Below are 12399 nucleotides of genomic sequence, written 5' to 3' on the forward strand. Positions count from 1 at the left end.
TAAAAGATTAAAGGGAGTGATAAGCCACTCCCAATTTTTAAAATTAGATCGCTTTGTTCGCGCGCATAGCTGCAATTTCATCTGCGCTATAGCCTAATTCAGTTAGGACTTGATCTGTGTGCTCACCCAACAATGGCGCGCTTTTGATATCAGGTGTAAATGAGGAGAATTTCATCGGGCAACCCACCGTCAAGTAAGTCCCGCGTTTTGGTTGTTCAACTTCAACAATACTTCCACTCTTACGCAGCGATTGGTCTCGTGCAATTTCACGCATACTGAGTACAGGGGCGCAAGGTACACCGTATTTACTCAAATATTCGACCGCTTCATGTTTATCTTTATCTGCTAAGAATTTTTCAATTTCAGCAAAAATATCAAAGATATGAGGTTGACGAGCCTTTGGTGTATTGTAAGCAGGGTCAGTTGCCCATTCAGGCTTACCAATAGCGACACAGGTTTGCTCCCAGTCCTGTTCTTGGATAGTAAAATAAATATAAGCATTTGGGTCAGTTTCCCAGCCTTTACATTTTAAAATCCAACCTGGCTGGCCGCCGCCGCCAGCATTACCACCACGAGGAACAGCATCACCAAACGTACCATTTGGATATTGCGGGTATTCTTCAAGGTAGCCAATTTTCTCTAATCGTTGCTGGTCACGAAGTTTGACTCGGCACAAGTTGAGTACAGCGTCTTGCATCGACATAGTCACTCGCTGACCTTTGCCTGTTTTCTCGCGGTGTAATAGCGCTGCAAGTAAGCCTATGAGCAAGTGCATACCCGTATTGCTATCACCTAATGCTGCGGCACTCACTAATGGTGGGCCATCCCAAAAACCTGTCGTGGAGGCAGCTCCACCAGCAGCTTGGGCAACGTTCTCGTAGGCTTTAACATTTGCATAAGGAGAGTCTTCATCAAAACCTTTGATGGAACCGAAAATCAAACGAGGATTTAATTCTTGAATGTGTTCCCAAGTGAAACCCATATGGTCAATTGCACCTGGATGGAAGTTCTCAACGAGGACGTCGGCTTGCTTAATCAGCCGCTCCATCACCTCTTTACCTTCTGGTGTTTTGGTATTTAATTCTACTGAGCGCTTATTACTATTAAGCATTGTGAAATACAGCGCATCCACATCAGGGATATCCCTTAATTGATTGCGCGTGACATCTCCAACTCCCGGACGTTCAATCTTAATAACATCCGCGCCGAACCACGCTAACATTTGAGTACAAGATGGCCCTGATTGTACACCGGTGAAATCCAGTACTTTAATACCTTGTAAAGGAAGATCCATGTGTTACCTCTTTATTTAGCTGTCGTAAAAGGAATGTATGACGGTTCAATTATTTAGCTGCGTTAAAAAGATATTTATATATATGATGGTTTTTATATTTATTACTAACTACATGACTATTTTTATTAAATAATATCACCAATGTCCAGTAATTAATTCTATTAATATATGTAAACCATATCATTCTTAAAATACTCCAACGCCAGCATATTAATTCAACTTAAACTTGCAATTAGAAACAAAATATCGAATTAATCAACAACGTTCATTTAAGATAGCTATTTATTGATCTAATATCAATATTCAATAGCTATTCACAAAGAAATAACAATTATAAAAATTATTTATTATCAACAAATTAAAGAATTATCATCTTTTTTTTACATAAAAATAAAACAAATAAATATTTATTTGTTTATTCTTGGTTTAAAAACCAATGTAAATTATACGCGAAATAAGAGCATCTTTATTTGATGTGTATTTTGTATTAATCTTATTTTGATTAACTATAATGATAATAAATCGTAAACAGGTCATCAAATAAATATATCTAATTTTCTTTCTTTCAAATAAATTGAATGTTTATATTTTTTAGATATAAAAAACCCACAAATAACATTAGTCATTTGTGGGTTTGATAACAACAATAATAAAACTTAGTTTTTCTCTTGTTGCTGTTTTTGCTGTTTTTCTTTTTCCAAAAGCTGACGGTACCACAATGGATGGTGCTTTCTAGCCCAACCACGAGTCACCCAACCTTCAACCATCGCACGCACTGAACCTTTCACCCAAATCGCAGCATAAGCGTGAACCACAATCATGATGATCAGCGCAATCGCAGAGAGCGAGTGAATAAGAATAGCTGCACGATAAACAGGGATTGGGAAGTAATCGGCGAAATAAGGACGCCACATGATCACACCCGTGACCACCAGCGCTAATAAGCAGATAGTGACTACCCAATACACCCCTTTTTGGCCGAGGTTATATTGACCTACATCACCTGCTTCTTCGTTTTTCAGTACTTTACCGATATTTTTTGCCCACTTGATATCTTCTTTATTAATGAAGTTATGGTGGAAATAGCGGAAGAACATAAATACGAACAGCAAGAACATCGCCGTACCCACAAATGGATGCAAAATTCGCGACAGCTGTGGTGTGCCTAAAATGTTCATAAACCAGTTTAGTGAAGGGAAAAAGAACCCTAACCCACTGATTGCGGTGAACAAAAAGCAAATCACAACCGCCCAGTGATTGATCCTTTCAATCGGTTTATGGCGGATGATTTTGTCGTTATCATCTGGCATCATTTCTGATCCTCCCCTTCTTTTGATTTCGAAGTGTCAGAGGACATTGCATTATGCAAATCTTCTAAAGCTTCTTCTTCATCTTTTTTGGAGACGCGGTTCGGACCAATACCCACATAGTGGAAGATGGCCGCCGCAAATGTTGCAGCAAAACCAACCGCTGCTAACGGCTTCCAGATACCTTTCCAGAAAGTGACTGTAGGGCTGATTGTCGGGTTTTCCGGCAATCCGTGATACAACTGCGGTTTATCTGCATGGTGTAAAACGTACATCACGTGCGTACCACCAACCCCCTCAGGGTCATATAAACCTGCGTTTGCATAACCACGAGTTTTCAGCTCTTCAACACGCTCACCAGCCATGTTAATCATGTCTTCTTTGCTACCGAAGTGGATAGCGCCGGTTGGACACGTTTTCACACACGCAGGCTCTTGACCGACTTCAACACGGTCAACACACAGCGTACATTTGTATGCACGGTTATCTTCTGGGTTGATGCGCGGTACATCAAACGGACAACCCGCAATACAATAACCACAACCAATACAATGTTCTGATTGGAAATCAACGATACCGTTTTTGTACTGTACTATCGCGCCTTCCGAAGGGCACGCCTTCAGACAGCCTGGGTCAGCACAGTGCATACAACCATCTTTACGGATCAGCCATTCAAATTTATCGTTCTCTTCCACTTCAGAGAAGCGCATTACCGTCCATGATTTAGCGGTTAAATCTGTTGGGTTATCATATACCCCAACGTTCGTCCCGATTTTGTCACGGATATCGTTCCATTCGGAACACGCGACCTGACAAGCTTTACAGCCGATACAGGTCGTCACATCGATAAGCTTTGCAACTTCTTCCTTATAGTCCCGCACCTGAGGCGCGGGAGTCAGGGAATTGGTGGCAGAGCGACGAATAATGTCCTGAGATTGCATTGACATAATTTATCTCCTTACACCTTTTCCACATTGACAAGGAACGATTTAAATTCCGGTGTCTGAGTATTCGCATCACCCACATACGGCGTTAACGTGTTAGCAATAAAGCCTTTCACAGCCAAGCCTTCAAAGCCCCAGTGAATAGGGATACCGATAGTATCAATATCTTTACCCGCCACTTTCAGCGTATGAATACGTTTGGTGACCACCGCTTTTGCTTTGATATAACCGCGTTTAGAGCTGACTTTCACCGTATCACCTTGTTTGATACCTTTTTCATTCGCCAGACGTTCACCAATTTCTATGAACTGTTGTGGCTGAATGATGGCATTTAACAAGGCATGCTTTGTCCAATAGTGGAAATGTTCAGTCAAACGATAAGTCGTTCCCACATAAGGGAATTCTGTCGCTTTACCCATTTGTGCCCAGTCATCTTTAAACACACGAGCAGCAGGGTTTGATACTACTTTTGGATGCAATGGGTTAGTATCCAGCGGCGTTTCAATTGGTTCGTAGTGCTCTGGGAATGGGCCTTCAGCCATTTTATCCAGTGCGAATAGACGTCCCATACCTTCTGGCTGCATGATAAATGGACCAACACCACTTCCCGGCGCAGCATTGCTATAGTCAGGAATATCCATTCCTATCCATTTGCTACCGTTCCACTCGAGGATTTGGCGTTTCGGATCCCACGGTTTACCCATTGGGTCTGCCGATGCACGGTTATAAATCACACGACGGTTTAGAGGCCACGCCCATGCCCAACCTAATGTGTTACCTAGACCCGTTGGGTCAGAGTTATCACGGTTAGCCATTTGGTTACCTTTCGGCGTCCAACTACCGGTGAAAATCCAGCAACCACTTGCAGTAGTACCATCATCACGCAATTGGGCAAACGAACTCAACAGCTCACCTTTTTTCGCAATAACGTTGCCATCCGCATCTTTTAAGTCAACTAAAGCATAACCATTGTTTTCTTGAGCGACTTCTTCTGGCGTTGGGTTATCACGGTCGAAGTAATTCCAAGTCATACTTAGAACTTGTTCAGGTACTGCACCACCTTCAGAGGCATACAGTTGGCGTAGACGATGGAAAATACCAGACAGAATTTCACCATCACTGATCGCTTCACCTGGGGCATCCGCACCTTTCCAGTGCCATTGTAACCAACGCGCTGAGTTAACAATCGAACCATTTTCTTCAGCAAAACAGCAAGATGGCAGGCGGAATACCGTAGTTTGGATTTCTTCCGGATTCACATCATTCATTTCGCCGTGGTTTTGCCAGAAATTCGAGGTTTCCGTATTCAGTGGGTCAACGGTAATCAAAAATTTCAGTTTTGACAGCGACTTAACGACTTTGTTTTTATTCGGGAATGATGCTAATGGGTTAAAGCCTTGGCAGATATAGCCGTTAACTTCCCCTTTATCCATCATTTCGAAATAACGCAGCACATCATAGCCTTGATCCCATTTCGGTAATAAATCAAAGCCCCAATTATTTTCTTTCTGCGCTTTATCTCCGTAGAAAGTCTTCATCAAACTAACAAAGAATTTCGGGTAGTTACCCCAATAGTTAACTTGACCTTCAACCGTTGCTTTTGGCGTGTTTGCAGCTAAGTAACTTTCTAATGTGGTTTGTTTGTCTGATGGTAAGGTTAAATAACCCGGTAAGCTCTGAGATAGCAAACCTAAGTCAGTTAGACCTTGGATATTAGAGTGACCACGCAGTGCGTTTACACCACCGCCTAACATCCCCATATTACCCAGCAGTAATTGGATCATCGCCATGGTACGAATATTTTGCGCACCCACGGTATGTTGAGTCCAACCTAATGCATATAAGAACGATGCTGTTTTATCTTTAGCACTCGTTTCTGCAAGGTATTCACAGACTTGCAAGAAATCTTTAATTGGCGTACCACAGATGTTATTCACCACTTCAGGTGTATAACGGCTGACGTGTTCTTTTAATAGATTTAACACACAACGTGGGTGTTTCAGAGTCGGATCGCGCAGCGCAAGGCCGTTTTCATCCATCTCATAGTTCCACGTGGTTTTATCATATTGACGTTTTTCTTCGTCATAACCTGTAAACAGGCCGTCATCAAAACCATAATCTTCACGAATAACTAAACTGGCGTTGGTATACGCTTCCACGTATTCACGCTGAATTTTTTCATTATCCAGTAAGTATTTGATAACACCTGATAAGAACGCGATATCTGTACCCGAACGGATAGGCGTGTAAAAATCCGCCACTGCCGCAGTACGGGTAAAGCGTGGGTCAATAACAATAAGTTTGGCTTTATTATGGATTTTAGCTTCCATCGCCCAGCGGAAACCGACTGGATGCGCTTCTGCTGCATTTCCACCCATAACGACAACTAGGTTTGCATTTTTAATGTCAACCCAGTGGTTGGTCATCGCACCGCGACCAAATGTTGGAGCAAGACTTGCTACCGTTGGTCCGTGTCAGACACGCGCTTGGTTATCAACGGCAAGCATGCCGAGAGCGCGGGTGAATTTTTGCGTTACAAATCCGCTTTCGTTACTCCCCGCCGATGCGCATAGCATACCGGTGGTCAGCCAACGATTTACCGTGACACCGTCTTTATTTTTCTCAATAAAGTTCGCATCGCGGTCTTCTTTCATTAACTTAGCGATACGGTCAAATGCTTCGTTCCACGTGATACGTTTCCACTCATTAGTACCCGGCTCACGCACTTCAGGATACTTCAAGCGACTTTCACTGTGGATGAAATCGATAAGTCCAGCACCTTTCGGACAAAGTGCACCACGGTTTACCGGATGATCCGGGTCCCCTTCAATATGGAAAATGCTCTCTTTTGCATTTTTCGCGCCATCACCGAGGCTGTACATTAACAGCCCACAGCCGACAGAACAGTAGGTACAGGTATTTCTGGTCTCTTTCGCACGCAGTAATTTATACTGGCGCGTTGACGCTAACGCGGTGGCGGGTGCAAAACCCAAGGCCGCTGCCGTCGTACCTGCCATACCGCCAGCGCAGATCTTAAAGAACTGCCTTCTGCTGACTTGCATGGGGATCTCCTCATTTACATTGCTCATGTTTACCTAACGCCAATCGCGATAATCAGGTAAACTGTTTTTATTCAACGTCTTCCTTACGTCCCAGGTTCATTGCCCGGCAAATGGTGTAAATTCTTTTTACCCATAATTAATATTATGTATCATTAATGCTAGGAATTCATCTAATGTATGAAACAAATACTACAAATGACTCCAAATTAACCAAAATGATTGGCTTAAATCACACAACCGTGCAACAAAAAGGCAACCTGAATTTACTCGTAAATGACTATGTAGCAGAAGAATCTCCTGTCGCTTTAGTCTTCAATGGCATATCCCATGTGGTAATGATGGCAACGCCAAAAGATCTTGAGGATTTTGCAGTTGGCTTCGCACTTTCTGAAGGGATAATACAGTCAGATGATGAAATTCGTGGAATTGATATCGTGGAAGGCTGCAACCGCGGAATTGAAGTGCATGTTGAATTATCTAGCCGTCGGTTTATGGAACTCAAAGAACGTCGCCGTAATTTAGCAGGGCGTACAGGCTGTGGTATTTGTGGCACTGAGCAACTCGATGAAATTTTCAAACCGATCGCCCCACTACCTTTCACCCAAACCTTCTCTCTCTCGCATCTCGATAATGCATTACATGAATTGAAAAAAGTGCAAGAAATTGGCGCACTGACAGGTTGTACCCATGCGGCCGCATGGATTTCACCAGAAGGGCAATTAGTCGGTGGATGTGAAGATGTCGGCCGTCATGTGGCTCTGGATAAACTTTTAGGTATGAAACATCGTAACCAATGGCAACAAGGCGCAGTACTGGTTTCTAGCCGTGCTAGCTATGAAATGGTACAAAAAGCCGCTAGCTGTGGTGCAGAAATTCTATTTGCTGTTTCCGCCGCCACTGCACTCGCTATTGAAGTCGCAGAAAAAGCCAATTTGACCTTAGTCGGCTTTTGTCGTCAAGGTAAAGCGACGGTGTTTACGCACGGGAGTCGGGTAAGGGATTAACTTTCCAACTGAAGATAATCATTTTAGATTAAGAGAAGTCAGAATAGCTTAATAGCGAATTAAGGCAGGAAAAACGCGGGGACTACCGATAAAACAAACCTACACGGTATGACGTGTAGGTTTTAGGCGATACCGCATCACTTCCCAATACAAAAACTTGAGAAAATACGGCCTAATAAATCATCAGAAGTGAACTCACCAGTGATTTCGCTGAGTTCTTGCTGAGCTAAACGTAATTCTTCCGCTAATAACTCACCGGAGCGAGCGTTCACTAACTGGTCATAGCCCTGTTCTAGGTGAACAGCTGCCGCATTCAATGCTTGTAAATGGCGACTACGAGCAAGGAAACCACCCTCAGTATTGCTATTAAAGCCAATGGTTTCTTTTAGGTGATCGCGCAACAAATCAATGCCTTTTTCTTCGCGTGCAGACAAACGAATTAACGGATAACGAGTATTATCAATAAACTCAACTGGTTCGCCTGTCATATCGGCTTTGTTACGAATTACGGTGACCGGAAGTTCATCAGGTAAGCGCGCCATAAATTCAGGCCAAATTTCTTGTGGTTCCGTGGCATTAGTTGTAGTGCTATCAACCATAAACAGCACATGGTCCGCTTGTTCAATTTCTTTCCAAGCTCGTTCGATACCAATTCGCTCAACTTCATCACTGGCTTCGCGCAGGCCTGCAGTATCAATGATATGCAATGGCATACCATCAATATGAATATGTTCACGTAATACATCACGCGTCGTTCCCGCAATATCCGTGACAATCGCAGCCTCACGCCCCGCCAATGCATTTAGCAAGCTCGATTTTCCTGCATTTGGGCGCCCTGCAATTACCACTTTCATTCCTTCACGCAATAAACTACCTTGGCGCGCTTGGGAGCGAACTTGTTCTAAATCTGCCACCACTTCGTTGAGTTTAGCTTCAATTTTACCGTCAGACAGGAAGTCAATTTCTTCATCTGGGAAATCGATAGCTGCTTCCACATAGATGCGCAAGTGAGTGAGTGCTTCCACCAATTGGTGAATATGAGAAGAAAATGCGCCCTGTAACGAATTCATCGCTGAACGCGCCGCTTGTTCAGAACTCGCGTCAATCAAATCGGCAATTGCTTCCGCTTGGGCTAAATCGAGCTTATCGTTTAAAAATGCTCGCTCAGAAAATTCACCAGGATTCGCAATGCGAATACCATCAATCGTTAGTATTCTTCTGAGCAATAAATCAAGAATAACTGGCCCGCCGTGTCCTTGTAATTCAAGCACATCTTCACCCGTAAATGAATTTGGCCCAGGGAAGTAAAGCGCAATACCTTGGTCAAGAACAGAGCCATCCTCATCACGAAATGGCAGGTAATCCGCATAACGTGGTTTAGGGAGTTTTCCCAACACGATTTCGGCAATCTGCGCCGCTTTCGGGCCAGATACACGTAAAATACCGACACCACCACGACCGGGAGGTGTTGCCTGTGCGACGATAGTATCGTTGATTTGCATGATGTTTCTCTGTTTTGACTTAAAAACTGTTTTTTGAAAAGAATAAAGGCGACCGTGTTTGGTCGCCTTAATACTACTATAGAATCCCGCTTTGTGAAGCCATTCTCAGTTTACTGAGAAGCGAGACTATTTTTTCTCTTTTTTATCGCGACTGTGCAGACCACGTTTTTCCAGACCACGGTAAATCACTTGTTGCTGGATGATGGTGACTAAGTTACTCACGATATAATACAGAACCAGACCTGATGGGAACCACAGGAAGAAGATGGTGAACACGACTGGCATGTACGTCATAATCTTCTGCTGCATTGGGTCAGTCACAGCGGTTGGTGACATTTTCTGAATCACAAACATCGTCACACCCATCAATACTGGCAGAATGTAGTACGGGTCTTGTGCAGACAAGTCTTGAATCCAACCAAAGAATGGTGCGTGACGCAGTTCAACAGAACCCATCAACATATAGTAAAGTGCAAGGAAGATAGGCATTTGAATCAGCAGAGGTAAACAACCACCCAGTGGGTTTACTTTTTCTGCTTTATACATCGCCATCATTTCTTGGCTCATACGTTGTTTATCATCACCAATACGCTCACGCATTGCAGCCAGTTTAGGTTGCAGTAAACGCATTTTCGCCATCGAGGTGTACTGTGCTTTAGTCAGTGGGTACATAATACCACGAACGATAAAGGTGATAACGATGATAGCAATACCCCAGTTACCCACAAAACCGTGAATGAATTTCAGCAGTTTAAACAGTGGCTGAGAGATAAACCATAACCAACCATAATCAACGGTTAAGTCTAAATGTGGTGCAACTGCAGCCATTTCAGACTGAATTTCAGGACCAACCCATAACGTTGATGAATAAGTACCAGCGCCATTAGCTGCGATAGTCATTGGTTCACTCTTATAACCAATGATGGCAGATTTTTTATCAAGGTCAATGGTGTAGAAAGTACTCTTTTCAGCACTTGCCGGGATCCACGCGGTTGCAAAATACTGTTGCAACATCGCTACCCAGCCACCTTTGGTGGTTAAGTCGAGGTTTTTATCTTCGATGTCGCCAAAGCTATATTTTTTATAGTTGTTTTCATCAGAAGAATACGCCGCACCACGATAGGTATGCAGAGCAAAATTGCTGCTGCCAGTGTCACGCTCTTTAGGTAACTCGATAGTTTGTTTTAACTGACCGAAGAAAGCGAGACTCAGTGGTTGAGCGGTTGGGTTTTGAATACTGTATTCAACTTCAACAGTATATTGGCCACGTTTAACAATGTACGTTTTCTGATATATAACACCGTTATTATCAGTAAATGTCATTGGTACGCGCAAGACGTCTTGGCCTTTCTCTAATGTGAAAGTTGTAGAATCTGCGCTATACAGCGGACGTTCGCCATTATTATTTGCTGGGTTGTCTGGACCATGAAGACCAATCAAACCACTCTGTGCCTGGTAGACAAAGCCTGGATTAGTTTCCAGTAAACGGAAAGGGCTTTCCGAATGAAGGGTCGCAGGATAGGCTAACAGGTCAGCCTCATCGATATCACCACCACGAGTATTGATGCGAATATCCAGTACATCAGTTTTGACTGTGATGAGCTTACCTTGCCCACTGCCAGTTACGGCTTGAGCATCACTGCTTGGCATATCCGCTTGTTGCGAAGTTTGAACAGTTTTAACGTCCTGAGCAACTTTATCGCTCTCCCAGGCCTGCCAAACTAAGAACGACACGAACAACAAAGCGATGAGTAGAAGATTGCGTTGCGAATCCATCGTTATAATTCTCTATTATCATCAGTTTTTCTAGGTGGGACAGGATCATCTCCACCAGCGTGTAAAGGGTGGCATTTTAATACGCGTTTCGCCGTTAACCAACTCCCTTTTAGCATACCAAACCTGCGCAATGCCTCAATTCCGTAATTTGAACAAGTAGGATTGAAGCGACAACGAGGCCCTAACAACGGGCTAATTGCCAGTTGGTAGCCTCTGATCAGCATGATCAGGATTTTTGAGCCAAGCGACGGTGACGACGCCATAACTTATCCAATGCTTCCGTGATCTGTTGATTGTCGAGATTAGCGACCCCTTTCCTTACCAATACCACAAAGTCCATTGAAGGCAACTCATGTTGATGCAGACGAAAATATTCACGCGCTAACCGTTTAATACGATTTCGCTCATGAGCTCGTTTAACATTTTTTTTGGCGATGGTAAGACCGATGCGGGGATGCCCCAGCTCGTTTAGGCGACCAAGGATTGTTATCTCTGGGGAACTCGCCCTCTGCGGCTGCTTAAAGACATTATCGAAATGCCTGGGAGTTAACAAACGTAACTCCCGGGTAAAAGCGAGCGTAACCACTTGAATAGAGGGCTAGCTTTATTACTTAGATGAAACGGTCAGACGAGCGCGGCCTTTAGCACGACGGCGAGCCAGAACCTGACGACCATTTTTAGTGGCCATACGAGCACGGAAACCGTGTGAACGGTTGCGCTTCAGTACGGACGGTTGAAAAGTGCGTTTCATAACGATTTCTACCTAACTTTTAAATTTATTACTGATTCAGTAAACGCGTTGGCAACCAGTGGAAACTGATTTACACCTGTGCCTCTATCGCAACAATATAGAAAGAGGCAGGATTGTAATAAAACATAGGGGGTCACGTCAATGAAATGACGCAATCAAACCACTTTTATTTATAGCCTGGCTGACCGGTTTGCCGACATATGTTGTGACAGCCGACGAATGATTACATTCGCATACTGGCTGAAAACCTGTTTTTTGCCCCGCCCCACCTAACATTAACGTTAAAATAAAGCGATATAGCCCAACAAGTTTACCTCAGTTTCGTGTAAAAATCACATCTGTACTGTACACAGGGAGGAAGATTATACGGACTCCGACCCAAAGCGCAAGGATCTTCAAGAGATCTAAAAATATTTTTTGATCATACAGAATATTTACTGTAAATCGTCTAAAGTTATCCCCAGCATGTGGAAAAATGACGATAAATTTAGGTAGCCCAGTCTATTTCTTCTTTATAAGAGGGGCCTTATCACATTTACCTGTGGATAAAAAGCATAAAAACTGTGTAAAAGAATGGAGATCTCTGACTAATTTTGCGGTATGATCGCTGGTCTATTTCTGATCCATCGATCGGCAATATGCAGTAAGTAAGCGTTAATCTAAAATATTTTTGGGTCATAGCACTAAGAATGAGCCCGAGAAACTCTTTGTTTACATCCGTACTTCTTGTTCCATTGACCTTGTTTAGGGGAGTCCAAC

General features: G+C 43.4%; 10 protein-coding genes. 1 reads left to right on the forward strand and 9 read right to left on the reverse strand.

The genetic code is table 11. The features are described from left to right. Nucleotides 1–43: 43 nt before the first annotated feature. From frc to fdnG, 4 genes are all read right to left on the reverse strand, one after another. On the reverse strand, nt 44–1294 hold the full coding sequence (frc, locus tag FVA69_RS21245; RefSeq protein ID WP_004906829.1) for a formyl-CoA transferase: 1251 nt from the start codon (nt 1292–1294) through the stop codon (nt 44–46). Nucleotides 1295–1950: 656 nt separating this feature from the next. Further along, nucleotides 1951–2607 (reverse strand): formate dehydrogenase cytochrome b556 subunit, encoded by a 657-nt coding sequence (gene fdoI, locus FVA69_RS21250; protein ID WP_094961977.1) that lies wholly within the window; start codon nt 2605–2607, stop codon nt 1951–1953. Then, on the reverse strand, nt 2604–3548 hold the full coding sequence (gene fdxH / locus FVA69_RS21255) for a formate dehydrogenase subunit beta (protein WP_004906826.1): 945 nt from the start codon (nt 3546–3548) through the stop codon (nt 2604–2606). Before fdxH ends, fdoI begins: the two co-directional genes overlap by 4 nt. An 11-nt stretch (nt 3549–3559) precedes the next feature. Then, nucleotides 3560–6607: a formate dehydrogenase-N subunit alpha gene (gene fdnG, locus FVA69_RS21260; RefSeq protein ID WP_109912541.1), complete on the reverse strand. Its 3048-nt coding sequence runs from the start codon at nt 6605–6607 to the stop codon at nt 3560–3562. 173 nt (nt 6608–6780) lie between these two features. On the opposite strand from fdnG, the gene fdhD reads away from it, so the two are divergent. After that, entirely contained in the window at nt 6781–7611 is an 831-nt protein-coding gene (gene fdhD / locus FVA69_RS21265) for a formate dehydrogenase accessory sulfurtransferase FdhD (protein ID WP_109912542.1), read from the forward strand. A 137-nt stretch (nt 7612–7748) separates the two neighbouring features. Here the strand turns inward: fdhD and mnmE are convergent, their stop codons facing one another. The 5 genes from mnmE to rpmH all read right to left on the reverse strand — a co-directional run bounded on the left by mnmE (nt 7749) and on the right by rpmH (nt 11640). Continuing rightward, a complete protein-coding gene (gene mnmE, locus FVA69_RS21270; RefSeq protein WP_004906817.1) occupies nt 7749–9113 on the reverse strand; it encodes a tRNA uridine-5-carboxymethylaminomethyl(34) synthesis GTPase MnmE in 1365 nt (454 codons plus the stop codon). Between the two features lie 126 nt (nt 9114–9239). Then, nucleotides 9240–10889 (reverse strand): membrane protein insertase YidC, encoded by a 1650-nt coding sequence (gene yidC, locus FVA69_RS21275; protein ID WP_004906815.1) that lies wholly within the window; start codon nt 10887–10889, stop codon nt 9240–9242. Nucleotides 10890–10891: 2 nt separating this feature from the next. Beyond that, nucleotides 10892–11152, reverse strand: coding sequence for a membrane protein insertion efficiency factor YidD (gene yidD, locus FVA69_RS21280; protein ID WP_036959180.1), 261 nt, complete (start codon nt 11150–11152; stop codon nt 10892–10894). After that, nucleotides 11116–11475 carry a ribonuclease P protein component gene (gene rnpA / locus FVA69_RS21285; protein WP_004906229.1) on the reverse strand — a complete coding sequence of 120 codons (360 nt, stop codon included), beginning with the start codon at nt 11473–11475 and terminating at the stop codon, nt 11116–11118. The genes yidD and rnpA overlap by 37 nt, the downstream gene beginning before the upstream one ends. Nucleotides 11476–11496: 21 nt before the next feature. Further along, the gene (rpmH, locus tag FVA69_RS21290) at nt 11497–11640 is read right to left on the reverse strand and encodes a 50S ribosomal protein L34 (RefSeq protein WP_004906236.1); all 144 of its coding nucleotides are present in this window, start codon (nt 11638–11640) and stop codon (nt 11497–11499) included. Nucleotides 11641–12399: the final 759 nt, after the last annotated feature.

Origin of the sequence: Providencia sp. PROV004, assembly GCF_011045615.1 — a bacterium.
GTDB classification, from domain to species: Bacteria; Pseudomonadota; Gammaproteobacteria; order Enterobacterales; family Enterobacteriaceae; genus Providencia; species Providencia rettgeri.